This is a genomic window from Virgibacillus sp. M23, assembly GCF_034190895.1.
GTDB lineage: Bacteria > Bacillota > Bacilli > Bacillales > Amphibacillaceae > Virgibacillus > Virgibacillus salarius.
The window spans coordinates 1-20,013 of the sequence record NZ_JAWDHA010000028.1 but is presented as its reverse complement, the minus strand read 5'-3'; the positions used below and the strand labels follow the sequence as shown (position 1 = coordinate 20,013).

The following is a 20,013-nucleotide window of genomic DNA, read 5'->3' as shown; positions in this document are numbered from 1 at the left end:
TAATGCTTTTGCGTAATATCTATTAAGCTTTTAAGGATGATGTACTATGTATAAGGTAATGCTTCTATTAATTGGAACACTACTAGTCATAATGGGCTGTAGTAATGATGATGCAAGCAAGATAAGTAAAAATGCTTCTCAAGTTAAACAAGTCTTAGAAGATAATTTAACCTATTCTGAAGATGAAAATATGGATAAGTATCTGGAGACAATTGTAGAAGCGAGTAGGGAAGATACAAAAAAACAATTAGAAGTATTTTTTAAGGATTATGATATTACGTATGAACTATTGGATTTTAAGGTAATAGAAGAATCGAATGATCGCATTGTAATTGAGGCAGAACAGCGGGCAACGGCATCATTTATTGCAGCTGGCGAATCGTATCGTGATCATATTGCACATATGGAGTATGTATTTGTCAATGAAAGCGATGGATGGAAAATTGCTAGCTCAACTGTGACGAAAACAAATATCATTAAATAGTAACGATATGACGTTAATTCACATTCTAGCTATCTAATTCGGTGCATGTAGAAGCAACATGCAATAAAAACATAGTTTACGATAATCACATATTTACAGTGCCTTACATCACATGTACGCTAATCATGTAAGTTCAATTCTGAATATTACAACGTTATGTGGATGGGAGCACGCTATATGGCAAAAACAATTATTTTTTATGATTATGATTTTCCTATAGATGGTAATAGACCAAATAGATCTATTTTGGAAGACTTAAATGGAACAATTGTAACTGCTAATTCATTGGAAGAAGCTCTTGATGATGATCAGGTAACTTGTTTTATTAATCTACATGGTTCATTTTTTCCTAAAAATGCTTGGAAGGCGATCTATTCTTATTTAACAACCGGAAAAGGTATGGTTCACTTTGGTGGCATCCCTTTTCGAGTTCCATGCTTTCAAGAAGACGGCAAATGGAAAAAAGAACGTGAACAGACTGCGTACCACCAACAATTAAATATTCACGAGGCTTTGCCAGTAAAAACGAAGCAGGTCACGCAATTACAATCCAATTATGATATTCCCATTTTTAAAGGAAAGGAAAAGCTATTTGCCATCCAAGATACATATAACTTTATCCTGCATGTTACCAAATCCAGTTCTTTAAAGGGAGAAATGGGTGCAGCAGGACCAATGGATGCTAGGATATTCCCTTTGCTACAAGGATTTACGGATTCCGGAAGAAAAGTAGCTGCTCCGAGTGTTCTGATTGAAAATAGAAACGGAGCGTTTACAGGCGGTCGATGGATATTTATTAATCAAAGGATGGATAAACGGTTTTGGAGCAAATTAGGAATTGAATTTTTGGGAGAATTAGCGCTATTTACCAGTCATGGTGTGACGGAGATGTCCTTGCAGGTGAACTATGCTACATATGAAAAAGGGGAACAACCGATGGCTAGCTTACAGATGGAGTCCTTTACCGATGCACCTGTCCAATGGGAGGTTAGATTAACAGTAAGTAGCAATTCAGAACCACTTTATACAGAGACTATATCAATAAAAGCTAGTAAACAACGCTATAATCATTCATTTATTATTCCGATTACGATTGAACCTGGATTATATCATGTAAGTTGTTATATTGAGTCAGAGAACGGTGAGGTACGCTCACTCTATCAGGGATTCTGGGGGATGGATAAACAGCTCTTGGCTAGAGGGGAGCCCTTATACTGCGATCGTGATTACTTCCATAAAAACGGACAACCTATGCCAATTGTTGGAATGACCTATATGACCTCAGATGTTGCTCGTTATTTTTTGTTTCTCCCTAATGCCCATTTATGGGATAACGATATGGCACAAATGAAACGTGCTGGGATTAATTATATTCGTACTGGAATTTGGACAGGCTGGCGCAATATGATGTTTATTGATGGATACATGGATGAAGCCGTCCTCCGAGCCATTGATGCCTTTATACTATGTGCTAAAAAACATGATATCGAGGTCACCTTTACGTTCTTTTCCTTTACTCCTGAGGCTTGGGACGGTGAGAATCCTTATCTTGATTCTCGTAGCTTGAAGGCGCAAACACGTTTTATTACGTCGATTGTTTCTAGACATGTAGAAACAACAAATATTAACTGGGACTTAATTAATGAGCCGTCTGTATTTGATCCCAACCGTCCATTTGCTGGTCCTAAAACTAGTCATGATAGCTATGATCGCAGAAACTATCAGAAGTGGCTTAAAGCACGGCACGGAACTGTACGTGAATTAAGAGAAAGGTGGAATGTAACGGAAGAAGAATTACCTTCTTTTGCAGCAGTTGAACCACCAGAGGCCTCTGAAATCAATTTTGGAATAAGGGATATGATGTCTGGGAAGAAAGGATTATGCTGGCTTGATTACACCTTATACACGATGGACATGCATAATAAATGGGTAAAGGAGCTAGCAAGTTCGATTAAGAACTTAGCTGGTGATCAGCTAGTTACTGTGGGACAGGATGAAGCACTTGGTGGATTGCGACCATCCCCATTGTTTTATAGTGAAGCCGTTGATTATACCAGTAACCATACATGGTGGTTTTTAGATGACTTAATTTGGGACGGAATATTCACTAAAACGCCTGCAAAACCTAATTTAATTCAAGAAACAGGAATCATGTATGTTGAAAATGCAAATAATCACGCCAAAAGAAGTGAGGAAGAATTACGAAATATATTAGAGAGGAAGTATGCTTATGCTTTCTCAACTGGTGGAGCGGGTGCAGTTCAATGGCTGTGGAATACAAACTACTTTATGAATAATATTAATGAATCAAATATTGGAGCAATACGTGCAGATGGGACTGAAAAACCAGAGGCAAATGTATCCTATGATTATGGAGAATTCATGTATAAAATAAAAGATTTATTTAGAGGTAGGAAGTTAGAGGATATTGCTGTAGTTTACCCATTTTCTAATGATTTCTCCAATCGTAGATATTCCATAAGGGCGACTACGAAATTAACACGTGTATTAGCTTATGAAATGAATATGCCATTTCGAGCTGTTAGTGAATATCATGTAGAAGAAATATTGAGCGATTTGCCCAAATTACTTATTATTCCAAGTCCACATAATTTTAGTTCAAGTACATTCGATACGATATTAACAATGGTAAAGGATAAAGGCGTTAATCTGTTATTCACTGGTGCAATTAGTATCGATGCATATTGGGGCCATACCTCTAGAACAGAATCGATTCTAGGTAAAACCAAAACACAAAATCTTGTTCGTGAAGAAATACTTGAAATGAATGGGCAGGATTACTTTGTATCGTTTGGGAATGAAAAGATTGGTGAATTGTTGAAAGAAGTAGATGTAGGTGGAAAGACTATGAAAGAAGTTCCATATGGAAAGGGTATGATTTACTGGTGTGGGTTACCTGTGGAGTTAAACGAACGTAATGAACCAATAATAGCTTTATATTCCTATGTTATGAGACGATCAGGAATACCTGAAGAGTTTCAATGGAATAAAGGAAACCTCCCCGGGATGTATGGAAGAAAATTAACCTTCAAACATGGTTGTTTATATATATTTGTATCAGAATGTTCGAAAGATATCGAAATAAAGATTACTGATCAAAAGACGAATACTAGTTATCTATTTTTACTCGAGTCAGAGCGTACTGTAATGTATGCAACGGATATGAAAGGTACTATAACAGCGGTATATCGACCTGAAGAGGTAGAAATTATAACGAAAAATTAGAATAGGAAATGTGTACGAGAAGGAAACGAATAAGGCTTAATTTCTAATAATTAAGTCTTATTTTTCTAAATATTATAATAAAAAGAAAGATTTCTATGCTATACTTGCTGAAAGGTGTTTTTTCTTGTCGATAGTTGTAAAGTAGAGCTATTATTCTACTTTAATTATTAATACATCCAATTATTTCCATTACGCCACTTGATTTGGTATTTACAAAAGAAGTTCAGTTGGGGATTAGGAGGGGTAGTTAGAAACAACAAGGTAAGCGTTTGCATAGGAGTGATATAAATTGTCTTTATTTAATGGTTTTTTACGATGGATATATGATTTTGGTAATTGGCTTTATAAAGTTATGTATTTACATATTTTATGGGTAGCTTTTACCTTATTAGGATTAATAGTATTTGGTGTTTCCCCTGCAACTACAGCCTTATATACAGTCATGCACAAATGGTATGAGAAGGACTACGATATACCGATATTTAAAAATTTTTATGCTGTTTATAAACAGCATTTTAAGACTAGTAATGCATTTGGTATTTTATTTATGAGCATTGGGGCATTTATGTATATAGATATTGCCATATCGAAAAATTACATTCAATCCTTTTATTTTCATGCATTACTTTTATTTATTGGTTCATTATATGTTATTATGCTGCTCTATTTTTATCCTGTATTTGTTCGTTATAACTTAAAATTCCATCAATATATTAAACAATCCTTTCTTATTGCATTGGCCAGACCATTAGAAACAATAGCAATGATTATTAGTATTATTCTACTTTTATATGTATTCTATTTCCTGCCAATATTATTGGTTTTTGCTGGATCATCAATAATTGCTACACCTATCATGTGGTTTGCCCACCAAGCTTGTTTACAGATAGAGAATAAACAAATGAGTTAGTTTATAAGGGGGGAGATTATGTGGAGATATTGGAAAAAGCCTAGACTGTTATATAAATATATTATTTCTTATTTATTTATATTTCTTGTACCTTTTCTTCTTATGAGCATGATAATTTATTATAACTCGGTTTCCAGCCTACGAAAGGAAATAGAACAATCCAATATTAATAAATTGGAGCAGGTTGAAAACATAACCAATGAGCGAATGAAGGAGTTAGAAACATTAGCAGCGAGAATTTCATATGATCCAAGATTGACGCCATATATGTTTAGCCATAATTATTATGGTGGAGAGGCTATTGATGAATTAAACAAATATAAAGCGAATAGTTCCATCATTGAGGAATTGTTTATTTATTACCATAATGCAGAAACAATATATTCAACGCATGGCTCCTATTCCATCGATGCTTTACTGAATAATAAGTACCGTTTTAATGAATGGAAAAAGCAAGATTTACTAAATGATTTACATTCTACAATTCCGTTTATTAAGCCAATCGATCATGTTGTAATTAACGAGGATGAACATGAGAATATGATTGCTTATTTATTTCCTATTTCTCCTGGGAATCCAAGTCCCTATGGTACAGTCATGTATTTTATAAAAGAAAGAAAAATGACAGATCTTATTCAAAATATCCTTGGTGATTTTGAGGGGAATGCATATATTATTAATGAAGACAATCAAATTATTGCCTCCAGTATTAATGATGATTCTATAAATATAAAGAAAGTTGATTATGCTTCTTCAAGTAGAAGCGGAATTAACAATGTAACGATAGATGGTAAAGACTATTCGATGGTGTCTGTTAAATCCGATATGAGTAATTGGAAATTCATTACCGTAATGGATAGCAATCAATTTTTTAAGCGGTTGGGAAATACTAGTTTAATCGTTTTTATATTATTAGTTATTATATTTATTATAGGTTTTATATTGGCAATTTTACTTGGTAACAATCAATACAAACCGATTCGAAATATCGTTGAAATTACGAGAAAAGGAAAAAATAATACGCAAGAAATGGAAGGAGGTAATGAACTAGAAACGATAAGACAAACCATTACAAATGTATTTGAGGATCATCAAACCTTAAATGAGGCAATGTATATGCAAAAGCCATTTGCAAGGGATCAGTTTTTTGTAAAGCTGTTAAAAGGCGATATTCCGACTAAAGAAGAAATAGAGACTCTTTCCAAGGCATTACAAATAGACCTGAAGGGTGGTACCTATTTTGTTGGAATTATTTATTTCGATAAAGGAATGTTTCATGAAGCTAATATGTTAGAACGTGAGAATTTATTTAATAAATTGTCTGATATGTCATTTGAAAATGCTAATGCTCATGGAATAGATCTTTTATATAATGATGCAATGGCGGTGATTATCAGTATAGAAGAAAGCGCAAAGCAGCCTAGCGAATTACGAAAGCAATTAGTACTAGAAATTCGACAGTTTATCAAGGAATTCTCGTTGATAGAGCCTACGATTGGAGTAGGAGGTCTTTATACGGAGAAAATACAAATAAATCGATCCTACATTGAGGCGCTTGCAACGATTGAATATAAATTCATAAATCCTCCAGGCAGTATTATTTATTTTGAGGATATTAGTCTAGAGCCAGAGCAGTCTCTTGGTTATCCAAAGGAAGAGCAGATAAAGCTTATTCAAAGTATAAAACAGGGTGATAAGGTTGTAGCAATTGAAACATTGCGTCACATTTTTTCCAAGTTAGATCATAATGATTATTCCATTCAAGTTTTAAAATGTATTTGCTTTGACATAATCAATACAATCGTTAAAACGATCTCGGAAACGGGTTTGAGTAATAATATTCAAGATTTTAATCGGATAGTAGACTTTTATTCCATTGAGCAGTTACATACAAGATTGGAAACATTGGTCTTAGACATTTGCCAAGAAGTAAAAGGCAAAAAGGAAAGTCATAATGACCAGCTTCGCAATGATATTTTAGCGTATATTCAGGAAAACTATCAACACTATGAGCTGTCCTTGGAAAGTATTGCCCTAAAATTTAAACTCTCTGTTTCTTATCTTAGTAGGTTTATAAAAGAGCAGACAGGGGTTACCTTTACGCAATACGTACAGGAACTGCGAATGGAGAATGTTAAAAAACAGCTAAAAGAGACGCAACAGCCAATTAAAGATATCGTTGTGCAGGTTGGCTATAAGGATGTTGCCAATTTCACTCGTAAATTTAAAAAAATTATAGGTGTTACTCCAGGGCAATATCGTAAATTGAATAGATGAGTTTGAGTGTCTCCATCTATGAGAGGCAAACAGACATGCAAATAAGGAAGCTCCGAATTATAATCCGAGTAAAGTTTTATCCGGATCGTAGTTCGGAGTAGTTTTATCCTACATATAGCTTGCAGTAAGCCCCCCACTGATGGAAGTTTCACTTAATGCCTGTAATTAGCTATTGTTAAGCATATCAAAAATCACATACTGTAAAAAAACTGTACATAGTGGATGGCTAACGATGCTTTATATACGTCTGGATAGCAGAATGATTACAATTATAAGATAAGAACATATTGATTCTATTTATTAAGCTAAGCAAACTGAAGATAATTAACAATCTAGCATGTTGAAGGGGGGAAAAAGCGATGACTCAAGAATCTACTGATCAGATGATGGCAGAAGGAGTTCATAGATATAGTGCAGAAAAAAACTGGGTGGAGCCAAGTGAATCACAACTAATAGAGCGACTAGAATGGTTTAAGGATCAGAAGCTGGCATTAATGATGCATTGGGGTCCTTATTCACAACTAGGCGTTGTAGAATCGTGGGCATTAAGCGATGAGGATGCAGAATGGTCTAGAGAAGGAATAGATTGGGAGGCGAATAGTCAGGAATTAAAGCGCCAATACATGGACCTAAACAGGACCTTTAATCCAATTCGTTTTCAGCCACATGTATGGGCAGATATAGCAAAGAAAGCAGGATTTAAATATGTAATTTTTACAACGAAACATCATGATGGCTTTAGTATGTGGGACACAAGAGAAACGGATTATCGTATTACGGCAGACGATTGCCCTTTTCATACTCATAAATATGCGGATATTTGTAAGCATGTATTCCAAGCATTTCGTAAAAATGGATTAGGGATTGCGGCTTATTATTCAAAAGCAGATTGGCATACTCCCTATTATTGGGCTCCGGGAATGGAGCAAGGGAGTAAAAGCTGGCGTGGACCAACATATAACCCAAAAGAATATCCTTGGCTATGGGATAAATATGTTCAATTTAACCACAATCAAATTATGGAATTAATGACGAAATATGGGGACATCGATATCCTCTGGCTAGATGCTGGATGGGTTGGTCATGAAAATCAGGATATTCGGCTCGATGAAGTCATAGAAAAGGCAAGAAAAATTCAGCCTTGGCTGTTAACGGCCGATCGAATGATGGGAGGAAAGTTTGAGAATTATATCACTCCAGAACAGACCATTCCAGATAATCCCATACATGTACCTTGGGAAAGCTGTATTACGATGGGTACTTCTTTCTCTTTTAAATATGAGGATACGTATAAATCCACGAAGGAGATTATTTATACACTGATTGAAGTAGTTGCCAAGGGAGGTAACTTAGCGTTAAATGTTGCTCCACAGCCAGATGGACGGCTTCCTAAGGGAGCCATTAAACGAATGGAGGAACTTGGAGAATGGTTAGATATCCATGGAGAAGCAATCTATGGTACTAGAATGTGTGACCCTTATTATACACGCGAATTCGCTTTTACAAAAAAAGGAGAAACCACTTATTGCTTTTGGTTAGATAAGCATGAAGATAACGGACATGAAAAAGAGATTATCCTGCCCTATAACAAGCATGTACAACGTATAGAACACTTAGGCCGTGCATCCCAGCTTGATTTCGTGCAGAATGACAAAGGAATTGTTATCAAACTACCTATCAAGAAGGATAGTATAGTAGATGTGTTTCGATTAACGTAAGATCCCGTAGCATAAGGTATGATTTCATACGTTATGCTACGGGATCTGTTTTTTTACAGTTAAATCTATTTCTACTTGATCCTTATTTCTCATTAGAACAAGTAATGCCTTGAGATAAATTCGTAGAATCCATTGAAGAAGATAGAGTGTTAACTGTCGATAAGAAAGAAATTATGATTAAAGAAAACCCATCTGTAGCTGTCTTTGAATGGAACGAAGATGAAGAAGCAAAAGAAGTCGCTTTAAAAGATAATAAAATTAATGTTCCAGAAGAAGGAGGGATATATATTTATGAAGTGAAAGCAAAATGGGAAAACGGAGAGGCTTCCTTTATATTTGATGTAGAAGTTAAATAAACGTGCAATAAAGTAAAAGCAACTACCTTAAAGGTTCAGAGACACTTATATGGTGTCTTTTTTAATTTTTTGTTAGTTTAAGTTCTGGAAGATGCTGTGTAGAGTTATAATATCTTCTTCGGCATTACTTTGTAAATTCCTAAATGTCAGTGGTGATGTTATATAACGATAATGTTGTCTAATTTACAATAAAGTCGTTTGAAAAACGCCAGGCATGCTATTCGAAAATCTCATCACATTGTTGAAGTTTGTAAAGACTGCTGTTTTAAAAAGGTGTATGGATTTGTAATCCAGATTCCGTTATACTTAGAATGGAATTTATTCTAATTAATCATTCGTTCAATTCGGCATTATTTGATAATATAAATTTCATACAATCTTTAGATCATTAAAATACATTTTGATAAATCTAAATCCCCCAAGGTTTATCTGTTAAATATAAAGGAGTTACATCATGGACAGTCCAATTTGAGAATCCCCGTTTTAGATACGAAATTTATTCTAAATTGGGGGATATAAAATTGAATAAAAATTTTCCTTTATTATTAACGGGGCAGTCACTTGCGAATATTGGTGATGTTCTCTATATGGTAAGTATTATTAGTGCGATCTTTGCTTTAACTGGGTCCGCAACTGCGGCATCTTTTGTCCCGTTTACAATTACGTCATCTATGTTTGTATCCAGTCTTTTAACACCTCTATTGATTGGGAAAGTGAACTTGAAGTGGTTACTGGCTGGTTCACAATTGGGAAAAACATTCTTAATAGTTGTATTAGGACTTTTGTTAATTGGAATATCTGAATCGAACTATTATCTGGTGTTTATCAATATCGCTGTCATCGCATTTCTTGACGGATGTGCCAATCCGATTAGACAAACATTGATACCACATTATGTGGAGCCGGATGAGTTAGTACGAGCGAATGGAATAGCTGAAACGGTAACGCAATTCATTCAGGCTACTATGTGGTTTGTGGGTAGTTTATTCTTAGTAATGATGAATTCACAACAGATCGTTTGGGTCGTTGGTTTCTTATTTGCAATATCAAGTATCATGTTGTGTTTCTTGGCAAATGTTGAACAACAAACAGTGGAACAGGAAAGCAAATTAGACCAAATTAAAAAGGGTTGGAACACTTTATTTCATACTCCTGTGTTACGAAAAATAGCATTAATGGAAGTATTGGAAACCATCGCAGGAACTGTTTGGATTGCTGCCATCTTGTATGTGTTTGTTAGTGAAGCATTACTTGTAGGTGAAAAATGGTGGGGTTTTATTAATGGTTCTTTCTTTTTAGGGTTAATAGTTGGAAGTATCTATTGTATAAAAAATTCTTCCGTTCTGGAAAGGAAGATGGGCAAGGTAATCTTTATTGGTTCCTTGTTTAGCTTTTTGATAACCATATTGTTCAGTATAACCAGTAATCCAACCATCGCTTTATTACTGTCATTTGGAATTGGATTATTTGGACAAATAAAGGGTATTCCACAGCAAACAGTAATCCAAACCAGTATTCCAAAGATAAAGCTCTCCACTGTTTACACATCCTTGGGAGCCGTTGCAACAGGTGTATTCGGAGTGGCATCCCTTGTTATGGGGATATTAGCTGACTTGCTCGGAGTCAGGATTGTTTTCCTTATTTCGGGATTATTGCTTGCTATTGTTGCTTTGATCGTGTATAGGAATAATCATTTGTTTGTTCAAAATATAGTCGAATAAAATTCTTTAAAATGTGGGTTCGGTACTTTTGGCGAACCCACATTTTCACTAAATGGTGGAAGGACATACGGTTAAAAATATTATGACTTTCATCCTCGATGAAAATATTAAAACATTATTTACCTTTCCACAAATGGGTGCGCTAATCGAATAGTGCGTCCTTTTGAATCGAGCCAGATATTGAAGAACCACTACCTGAAAAATCAGTCGTATTTTATAGGAGCGGGTTAATGAAAAAGAGATATGGTAATGTTAAATAACATAGGAGGAGAAATGGAAAGTCATAAATTTCATGAGTTTTTAAGAATAACAAGAAAATTAAATGAGATTCAAATTATACCATTGTTAATGGGGTCAGTTGGTTTAGAAGTTGTTACAGAAAAGAGCTGGGATGCTCAGGATTTAGATATTCATGTACCTGGTGATAAAAGAGGTTGGGAAGTACCTGCTGAAAAAGCTATTTTTGATTGGGATCGTATTGTACGGCTTATGGATTCTCTTGGATATTGTTTAGTAGATTTACATGAACATGAATTTTTAAAAAGTGGGTTATCAGTCGAGTTTGGCATCATTGATACTTTACCATCTTTCGCAGGAGTATTATTAGAGGGTATAGAAACACATCAAAAGGCAGGCGCAAAATTTTACTTATTAACACTGAAACAATATTTACGTGTACATGAAGCTTCATCTAAAGACAGTTATCGAGCAGATAAAAATAATTATAAAGATATTCATAAAATAGAGTATCTAAAAACAAAAGCATAACTGCTATTTCATTAGGCGCAGTTGTTTAATAAGTAGTGTTCAAGAATTGGGCCAGATTGTTGAGTTAGGAAGAATAATTCTCATATATTGAAAAAAGCACCAATTTTGGTGCCTTTAATTATTTCCTTGGAGTTGTAGGTTTTTGGTGTTCCAAGTTTAATTGTTCAACTTGCATCGTGATTAGATTATTATCTTTTAACATATTCTTATAGACAGGTGTCACACCAAAAGTTATCGCATCAGTTCCCAAGTGCTTACCGTCTTCAGAGTACGTTTTTACAGTAAATTTTATTAAATATGGATGACTTAACTCTCGTCCTTTTTCGCTTTGTTGCATTTCAACTACATCATAGTTTTTCGCCCACCAATCAAATTGGAAATGTATAGAATCCCGTTTGTAATAATTTCCCAAAGCATTGTGAATCTTGTTGTTGAATTGTTCTAACATAAAATGGTCAAAAACCTGTTCCATTCCTTTTGAATCGTGCTTGTGTGAATTTTCAGCTTGAACGGAATTGTAACCCATTAATAAAAAAGCAGATAATACAATTATGAATAGGCATTTCTTCATATTGGTAGCCTCCTTGAGGTTATTATTTTCAAAATGAAGTAATACTATTCTCTAAAAGATGGTAAAAACGGTGTTTCAAAGAAAAGTTTAACCAATTTTTCATAAATAGGAGCAAGTTTTTCTAGAATATATGTGCAGCATAATTGTTTTAAAGCTATCTTCCATAAAAGGGCGCATTTCCGGAGCAAGGATATGTGCCTTTTTGCATGAAAAGGCACATATTCAGGAAAAACTTATTGTGTAAATTATGGAATTTTGAGATATTAATATTAAGTTAAAGGGTAGAATTGTCAAAGAAGGAGTTAGAAAAGTTAAATGAACAGCAGTATAGGAAGTTAGGTTATTATGACTAAGGATTTTTATTGTGATGAAGTATTAAGTGGTAAAACCCAAGTAAATAAGGTGTTTTAGATAGAAAATGTATTAACCTATTATCATACAAAATCTTTTTACCCAATACATATTGTTGCAATTGCTAAAAAACACATACCTTTTCTAATTACATTAGAAGAAAGTGATAATGGATTATTACTTGAACTACTGGGGGTAATTAAAAAGGTTGCGACTATGGTTACAGAAGAAGGCGGAGCCTGCAGAGTTATTACTAACATAGGAGATTTAAAGACATAGAAGAGCAAGAAAAAAGAAATTTGTTGAACGGGGTGGCTTTAAGGAAAAGGTTTACCTAATTGAAGTCGATGATAACTAATTTAACATTAATTTATTAAGCAAACGGGCGCCATTCTTGAATAAGAGCCTGCTCTTAACTTTACATTTTAAATGCCATTTTGTGGAGGATTACTAATCAAGAGGTGGAATTCATGTCCCAAAAAAAGATAAAGCAAATTTTCTGGTTACATATGCATGTCTGTTCGTTATATTTTATTTCGCTGTCATGCTGTTTAAATACCTAACTAATGATAGTTTAGATTGGTTAAATACTTTTACATTCATGTTTTGTATTTCTCTTATTTACCTTTTATTAAGGCAAACAAAAAATCGATAAGCGTTCTAGTACTTATCTTCTTTTGTCTTTATTATTTAGTTCTCAATTGATAGTTAAAACTATTCCATAAATACAATCTTTATCAAACGGGCGCAATTCCAGAACAAGAACCAGCGCCCTTATTACGGATTAGAGCCATTTAATTGAATAATCGTAAATGCTGAATAGAAAAGGGATTAGGAGGGGGATTATGTTAGCGCCGGATAGCATATTATCTTGTTGGAGAAAATTCGATGGGTTTCCAATGGATACATTAACGAAAGCATGGTTTTATGATAAAGCAAGTAATGGGAGACAAAGAGATGTCTCCCTAATGAAAGAGCATAAAAGCCAATATGGTATTACAGGAAATTGTTATGACCTTGCAATCTGGTTACTTGATGAATTTGAAAAAAATGGTGTGAAAGCATTCCCAATTGGTCATGATTTAAATACAATTGATGCACATGTTGCAATAGTGGCATTAGATGAAAATGGTAACCGTTTTCTCTGTGATTTAGGCGATCAATGGTTAAATCCAATTTTGATAGATTCTATGAGTGAAGACTTTACATATGAAAAATTGGATGGATTTTTTCCTGCTGCGCAAATTCAAGTGAAATCTGTAGGAAACATGATTGAAGTAACATATCATAGACCAAATGGAAAAGTATCACGACAATTTTATGATCCGGAACCAATTAATAAGGACGACTTTTTTAAGGCCGCCGAATACTCGCAGAATTTAATTAAACCAAAACCCCTTTTGGAGTGTAGAACACCCTACAAAAATGATATTGCTCACTGGGAATTTTATGATTGGAAGAGTTTTCTAAGTACCAGTGAAGGGTTAATTAATGAACAATCGCTAAATACAGTAGATGAATGGTCAGAAAAAATAAAACTTAAAACAGGATATAATAAGCAATTCCTTATTGAGGCATTGGAAATTTACAAGGCTATGGCTAAATTGAAATATTAGTTATGCCATTAAATGGCGATTATACCGCATAAGGATAAGCGCCTTATCTTTATACTAATACATTTCGATTGTTAAATAAAGGTTGAGTAATAAGACCATACTGAAATCAAATTAATTGATTCATAGTATGGGAGTGTGAAAACATGTTGTTGTCGGAAGCGTAGGAAAAGTACCAATCAGATAAAATAATTGAAGGTTATTCTCTTCTTACTATAATAGAAGAAGAGATTGAGTATTACAAAAAGGATTTTGAAGAGTATGTAGAGACTTGGGAAAAGTTTTTGGATGTGGCTGTCTTTGGTGACTCCAGAAGAACACCACTATTAATGACTGCGGCGAAGGATTTAGCCCTTGTTAAGGATGGAAGGTATTATTGGCACGCAAGGGGAAAAACGGCTGGTAACATTATTAGAGGTATGCACAAAGATGAAACGGAGGATATTTATGAAAACCTCCCTAATAACTTAAATATCTTATTACTCCATGCAACCCTTCCTAAGTCACAAGATGCGTACAGGGATTTAACTTCAGGCATATTAGAACAAAAAACAGGAGCAACTGTAAAGTTAGTTCCTAATGTTTCTCATATGTTACATTGGGATAATCCAGAAGTTGTAATAAAAGAAATAAAAGAAAGATGGTAGTTGGGTTATTCAACTATCGGGCGCAATTGTGGAATAAAATGAATGAGCCCTAATTATTAACTTTGTTCAATTAAGTGGTGTAGCCGGTACGTTATCGTGCCGGTATTTTTATGCTTGCAGGATTTTCTTTTGACGTAACCAAGAAAAAGATGGATGGCGACTTGGAAAAAATTTGATACAATTTATGTGTGGAGCATTGAATACTTTGAATTTAACAAGCGGGAAAATAGGTTATTGGTGTCTAGTTAATTTATAGAAAGATAAAAAGGAGGGAAGAAATGATTTTGAAGAGAGTGGACTAGAGGGAGTCTTTGCAGTAACTGAAGAAAAAAATTTTATAAATAGTGAATCCATTATTCCATATATTCTTCGTGAGAAGGTAGTTCATAAAATTTAAATCATCTTCAACTATTGGGCGCAGTTGTTTAATAAGTAGTGTTCAAGAATTAGGCCAGATAATTGAAGAAGACCTACTGAGATGCGATAGTTAAAAAATTAATTGTGTTAAATTATGGGTAACGAGTTTTAGGACTGTGAGTATTAAGAATGAATAAAGTTAAAGTAGAATTATAATACTTTAGGGAAAATGATTGTATTGAAGGTAAATAAACACAATGCGTAACATTACATAGTAGAAGGTGGGGGAATAAATCAATGACAACTATCGTCCAATCAATCTATTATAATCAAGCACCTGATACATTACAAAGTGAGATTGCCGTAATGCTACATCAGGTTTGGCCAGATGCTTGTCCGATGCCGGGAGCAACGATTCCGAAAGCTCACGATAAAGAACTTAATGCACGCTCAGTTTATTCCTACATAGATGGGAAGTTGGTCAGCTATGCAGGTGTAGTGCATAAGACTATCAAGCACGATGGACAAACATTCAATATTGCTGGACTTAGTTGTGTGGCTACTCATCCCAAGTATCATGGTCAAGGGTTAGGTTTACGTACAGTCGCTGCCGCTACTCAATGGATTGAAAAACAAAGAGACATAGATTTTGGCATATTCACGTGTAAACCATCTTTAGCTTCTTTCTATAATCGTGCCGGTGCTTGGCTTGTTGTACCAGATGTGGTGCTCATTGGTAGCCGAGGTGAGGGGGCTTTATCTAGCGAAACCTTAGACGTTGTTGTTCTGATGCGTCTGTTTTCTGAAAAAGCCAAGGCTTATGAATCGATCTTGCGTCATACTACTATTAATCTTGATTTTCCAGATGGTCAGTTTCTATAATAATCTGAGACCGATCTTTAGCAATCGGGCGCAATAACGGAACAAAGTTGTGCTAGAATTCGGCCAGATAATTAAACAACACATCTTGTGAAAATAACAGAGACTTGAAATAATTGTAATTAGGTTAACGTAGCATTAATGTAAAAATAATTTGTTAAAAAACGGAGGGAGATTTTATGAAAAGGAAATCGGGTTTGATTTTTGGTTTTATAGGAGTTCTTGTACTATCAACTGGATTTACAGATGTATTAGCAAAAGGGCAAGTTGATGTTAGTGATGGAGATAAAATTAAAGTTGTAACAGTAGAGGAACAAGAAGCACGTGAAGGTAAGGACATTAAAACAGTCATAACCGCAGAAGAACAAAATAGTGTAGAGAATTCATCAGCTTTATCAGGATTTGTACCGCAAAAAAATGGAGAAGGGTTTTATTTTATAAAAGAAAAATAAACTTGAATATAATTATTCAAGTAACGGGTGCTTTAACGAAATTGTATGCTGGAATCTTAATTGAGAAATGGGTGTAATTGAATGGAAAGAGTGTTAAAATCTAAAACTTTTATAATTACAATGGGAGTAATAAGTATTTTAGCTATATTTTTAACCTTAAAAAAGGATGTAATTTTCCAAGAAGGAAACCCAGTTCCGATGGCATTAGCTATGTCAAAAATGATTTTTCAAGATAGAGAAATTGCCGAAATAAAAGGAGCAGAAGAGATAGGCGGGATTTACGGATATTTGGTAAAACGAGGAGAAATGGAGCCATACATTAAAATGATGGAAAAGGAGGGGTGGCGTTTTGTAGGAAGAGATGAGATTGGTAATGCTCTGAAATTTGAAAAAGGGAATACAACTCAAAGCATTGCTTATCAATATTACACGAGATGGTACACAATAATTTACTCTTAGACAAACGGGCACACTTCCATAATAGGAAATCACTCACGTTTGCTTTCTGGTCCGCTTTTCCGAAAAATTTAATAAGCCAAAATATTTTTTTATTTAAACCAAAATTTTGGCTTATACACTTGTAAAAAACAAAAATTAATTAAATTGATGCAACCACTACACTAGGCTTATCCGTCTGCTTTTCTTATAATAGGAAATCTTACAAATAATATCACAACACTAACCAGTAATGGTAGGGAACTCCATGCCATTATTATGTTAATCTTGATGCCTATACCTAGTAAAAATGAGGTAATTGCATAGGAAAGGGGAATAAGCCCTAAAGACCCTGTACGAATTAAGCCCATTACTCTTCCTATCTTATTTCTATCTGTATATGTTTGAACCATAGAAATTAACGGAATATTATTGCGGGGTTAAGCATACCAATTAAAATGATGACTGGAATGGCAATCTCAATGATTTGTACCTGACTGAATAGAAGCATTCCCAGCCCTTGAAGAGCAATTAAATATAAAGCATATGCTCCTCTGTTTCTATTTATATTAATGATACTAATAATAATCGAGTCAGCAATCATCCCGAAGGTAAATCCCCCTTGAACGAAGCTATAGTCTAAGGAATTTCCCTTCAACACACCTTCAACAAAAATGGGCAGCCCCATCATTAGTGGACCTGATATAAATAGATTTGTAATAACTGTAATAGTAAATAATGCTCGCAACAATGGTTTTTCCCAAGTATACACAAATCCTTCTTTCAGTTGTTTGATAAAAGAAATATCTTTCTGCTCTTTTACCATAGAAGTCCCATGAGTTACCCTAATAAAAAGAACGCATAGGCCTGCAATACCCAGTGCTGGGCAAGAGTTCGATATTGTATGAGGGCATTGAAAAGCTTGTGTTTTTTATAAATAAACTCATTACAGAGAAAAATAAGGCGCTTTTTGTTTAATTTGAACAGAAAACGCCTTATTTTTGTTTCTTTATTATTCTTTTTCATTCAGAAGCTTTAAGATTCTTTTTAGATTGACAGCGAATATCGTCGTTGTGCCCTGAATTTGCATACCAAATGAACCTGCAGCCGATACTTGATCGTACCCGTGTTTATTTTTTACTCACTATTTTTTGCTTCGATTTTATAGCGTTCTCGAGCTGAGCGTTTAAATTCTTCTGTTTCTTGAAAAGCTTGTTGGTCAAAATGTTCCTTTAATTTAATAGCAAAAGAACAGGTTTTAGTTTTTGAGCCTTCTTTAAAACATCCTTCTCGGAATGGACAGACCTTACATTTTTCAACGTCTATTAAATAAACTATTCTTGGGGTCCTACCCCATGCCCATCAAGTTAATTCAAATGACTACCCCCCAAACGGAAAAAGCGCTATCCTTTCAGTAATATATGGGAAAGGATGGTGTTTTTTTATGAGTCGTGAAATTTCAGATGAACTGACTCTCTTTTCACAGGAACTACAACGATCCTTGTCTCCAAAAGTTCTCCAACAGCTGGCCAAAGAAGTCGGTTTTGTTCAAAGGACGAGTAAGTACCAGGCCAAAGATTTAATAGCGCTATGCGTGTGGTTAAGCCAAAAAGTAGCGAGCACTTCCCTAGCACAGCTATGTAGTTGTTTAGAATCTTCAACGGGAGTTTTAATGAGTCCTGAAGGACTTAATCAACGATTTAATCCTACGGCTGTCGAGCTCTTACGACATGTTTTCGCTACCTTGCTTACTAAGAAGTTGTCTACTTCTAGTTTTTTTTCTCATCGTTACGTTTCACAGTTTCGAAGTATACGAATCTTGGATTCTACGACCTTTCAATTGCCAGATGTTTTTGCTAAAACCTATCAAGGATCTGGAGGAAGTAGCCATACGGCTGGCGTGAAAATTCAACTGGAATATGATCTTCTCAGTGGCCAATTCCTCCATGTTCATTCGGGTCCAGGTAAAGAAAATGATCGAACCTACGGTTCCACATGCTTACAGACGGTACAAACAGGTGACTTATGTATACGTGATTTAGGATATTTTGACCTCAATGACCTCCATCAGATGGACGAGAAGGGCGCTTCTTATATCTCTCGTTTAAAATTAAACACTCGGGTTTATCTAAAGAACCCTAATCCTGAATACTTCAAAAATGGAACACTCAAAAAACAAACCGAATATATTCAATTAGATATGGAAGAGATCATGCATCAATTAAAGCAAGGACAAACCCATGAAATCTCAGATGTTTATATTGGGAAAAATCAAAAGCTGCCGACTAGAGTCATTATCCACCGACTTACGGAAGAGCAAACCCGAACACGATTGGAAAATCATGCGGTAAAGGAGAAAAAGAAAGGGATTGTTATGAAGGAACGGAGTAAACGATTGAGTGCGATAAATGTATACATAACCAATGCATCACCCGAAGTTGTTCCAACGGAACACATTCACGATCTTTACTCTTTACGTTGGCAAATTGAAATACTGTTTAAGTCATGGAAATCCTTCTTTGAAATCGATCATTGTAAAGAAATCAAAAAAGAGCGTTTAGAATGTCATCTCTATGGTCAACTCATCGCTATCCTCCTTTGTTCTTCCACCATGTTTCAAATGCGGCAGCTACTTCTCACCAAGAAAAAACAAGAACTTAGCGAATATAAAGCCATTTATATCATTAAAGATTATTTTGTATTACTGTTTCAATCGATACAAAAAGGCACCCAAGAGCTATCAAAGGTCCTGTTTCGCCTATTTGCCATCCTACAGAAAAACGGGCGAAAGTCTCACCGATACGAGAAAAAAACAGTCTTTGATATATTGGGTGTTGTCTATCAGTATACCACGTGCCAAAAGAAAGCAGCGTAATTTTTAAAAAATAGCTTGTATCAGGCTTATTTGGTATGCTTTTTTTTCAGTAGCATAGACATTACTTTGCAAAACGGCTCTATTTTACCCATTCATGAATGCTAGCTTGATGGGCATGGGGTCCTACCAACAAAAAGCGCAAAACATACGCTAAGCAATTTTCGACATGAAAAAGGCCGAATTTTCCTACGCTAAGGAAATATCGGCTTTTATTTAAAGATAAGAAAGTATAAAAATTTGGCTATACCAGAGTGTTTCTTACTGTGGTATTTTAAGTATATGGAAAAAAACATCTTGAAACGAATCTTTTTTGATAAACATCAACATTGGGAAGCATTTAAGAAGAAACATGG

At 34.8% G+C, this 20,013-nt stretch carries 16 protein-coding genes and 2 pseudogenes; 15 read left to right on the top strand and 3 right to left on the bottom strand.

Annotated elements, in window-relative coordinates:
• The first annotated feature begins 46 nt into the window (after positions 1 to 46).
• The 8 genes from RVS70_RS12175 (at position 47) to RVS70_RS12140 (ending at position 11,480) form a co-directional block, all read left to right on the top strand.
• Positions 47 to 484 carry a hypothetical protein gene (locus RVS70_RS12175; protein ID WP_026680033.1) on the top strand — a complete coding sequence of 146 codons (438 nt, stop codon included), beginning with the start codon at positions 47 to 49 and terminating at the stop codon, positions 482 to 484.
• Between the two features lie 177 nt (positions 485 to 661).
• A complete protein-coding gene (locus RVS70_RS12170; protein WP_321133468.1) occupies positions 662 to 3,730 on the top strand; it encodes a beta-galactosidase in 3,069 nt (1,022 codons plus the stop codon).
• Between the two features lie 289 nt (positions 3,731 to 4,019).
• Complete coding sequence (locus RVS70_RS12165; RefSeq protein WP_321133466.1) at positions 4,020 to 4,640, top strand: YesL family protein; 621 nt, start codon at positions 4,020 to 4,022, stop codon at positions 4,638 to 4,640.
• A gap of 18 nt (positions 4,641 to 4,658) precedes the next feature.
• Positions 4,659 to 6,917: a helix-turn-helix domain-containing protein gene (locus tag RVS70_RS12160; RefSeq protein WP_321133464.1), complete on the top strand. Its 2,259-nt coding sequence runs from the start codon at positions 4,659 to 4,661 to the stop codon at positions 6,915 to 6,917.
• 359 nt (positions 6,918 to 7,276) lie between these two features.
• Positions 7,277 to 8,635 carry an alpha-L-fucosidase gene (locus RVS70_RS12155; RefSeq protein WP_321133462.1) on the top strand — a complete coding sequence of 453 codons (1,359 nt, stop codon included), beginning with the start codon at positions 7,277 to 7,279 and terminating at the stop codon, positions 8,633 to 8,635.
• 146 nt (positions 8,636 to 8,781) lie between these two features.
• Complete coding sequence (locus tag RVS70_RS12150) at positions 8,782 to 8,991, top strand: hypothetical protein (protein WP_026680037.1); 210 nt, start codon at positions 8,782 to 8,784, stop codon at positions 8,989 to 8,991.
• Between the two features lie 515 nt (positions 8,992 to 9,506).
• Positions 9,507 to 10,712, top strand: coding sequence for an MFS transporter (locus RVS70_RS12145; RefSeq protein WP_321133494.1), 1,206 nt, complete (start codon positions 9,507 to 9,509; stop codon positions 10,710 to 10,712).
• A gap of 249 nt (positions 10,713 to 10,961) precedes the next feature.
• The gene (locus tag RVS70_RS12140) at positions 10,962 to 11,480 is read left to right on the top strand and encodes a phosphoribosylanthranilate isomerase (RefSeq protein ID WP_414617178.1); all 519 of its coding nucleotides are present in this window, start codon (positions 10,962 to 10,964) and stop codon (positions 11,478 to 11,480) included.
• Between the two features lie 118 nt (positions 11,481 to 11,598).
• Here the strand turns inward: RVS70_RS12140 and RVS70_RS12135 are convergent, their stop codons facing one another.
• Complete coding sequence (locus RVS70_RS12135; protein ID WP_026680039.1) at positions 11,599 to 12,051, bottom strand: DUF3888 domain-containing protein; 453 nt, start codon at positions 12,049 to 12,051, stop codon at positions 11,599 to 11,601.
• A gap of 345 nt (positions 12,052 to 12,396) precedes the next feature.
• On the opposite strand from RVS70_RS12135, the pseudogene RVS70_RS12130 reads away from it, so the two are divergent.
• The 6 genes and pseudogenes from RVS70_RS12130 (at position 12,397) to RVS70_RS12105 (ending at position 16,809) form a co-directional block, all read left to right on the top strand.
• Positions 12,397 to 12,681: pseudogene (locus RVS70_RS12130) on the top strand (HIT family hydrolase).
• 566 nt (positions 12,682 to 13,247) lie between these two features.
• Positions 13,248 to 14,018 carry a hypothetical protein gene (locus tag RVS70_RS12125; protein ID WP_200862536.1) on the top strand — a complete coding sequence of 257 codons (771 nt, stop codon included), beginning with the start codon at positions 13,248 to 13,250 and terminating at the stop codon, positions 14,016 to 14,018.
• Between the two features lie 281 nt (positions 14,019 to 14,299).
• Entirely contained in the window at positions 14,300 to 14,662 is a 363-nt protein-coding gene (locus tag RVS70_RS12120) for a hypothetical protein (RefSeq protein ID WP_321133458.1), read from the top strand.
• A gap of 654 nt (positions 14,663 to 15,316) precedes the next feature.
• Positions 15,317 to 15,901: a GNAT family N-acetyltransferase gene (locus RVS70_RS12115; protein WP_121603872.1), complete on the top strand. Its 585-nt coding sequence runs from the start codon at positions 15,317 to 15,319 to the stop codon at positions 15,899 to 15,901.
• 176 nt (positions 15,902 to 16,077) lie between these two features.
• Complete coding sequence (locus RVS70_RS12110; protein ID WP_026679666.1) at positions 16,078 to 16,350, top strand: hypothetical protein; 273 nt, start codon at positions 16,078 to 16,080, stop codon at positions 16,348 to 16,350.
• Between the two features lie 90 nt (positions 16,351 to 16,440).
• A complete protein-coding gene (locus RVS70_RS12105; RefSeq protein WP_026679665.1) occupies positions 16,441 to 16,809 on the top strand; it encodes a hypothetical protein in 369 nt (122 codons plus the stop codon).
• A 394-nt stretch (positions 16,810 to 17,203) separates the two neighbouring features.
• On the opposite strand, the gene RVS70_RS12100 is transcribed toward RVS70_RS12105, so the two are convergent.
• Together RVS70_RS12100 and RVS70_RS12095 are read right to left on the bottom strand one after the other, a co-directional pair.
• Positions 17,204 to 17,611, bottom strand: a complete 408-nt coding sequence (locus RVS70_RS12100) for a hypothetical protein (protein WP_026679663.1) — start codon at positions 17,609 to 17,611, stop codon at positions 17,204 to 17,206.
• A 186-nt stretch (positions 17,612 to 17,797) separates the two neighbouring features.
• Positions 17,798 to 18,117, bottom strand: a pseudogene (locus RVS70_RS12095) (transposase); the annotation flags it as partial.
• Between the two features lie 112 nt (positions 18,118 to 18,229).
• On the opposite strand from RVS70_RS12095, the gene RVS70_RS12090 reads away from it, so the two are divergent.
• Positions 18,230 to 19,660: an IS4 family transposase gene (locus RVS70_RS12090; protein ID WP_321133453.1), complete on the top strand. Its 1,431-nt coding sequence runs from the start codon at positions 18,230 to 18,232 to the stop codon at positions 19,658 to 19,660.
• The last annotated feature ends 353 nt before the right edge of the window (positions 19,661 to 20,013 follow it).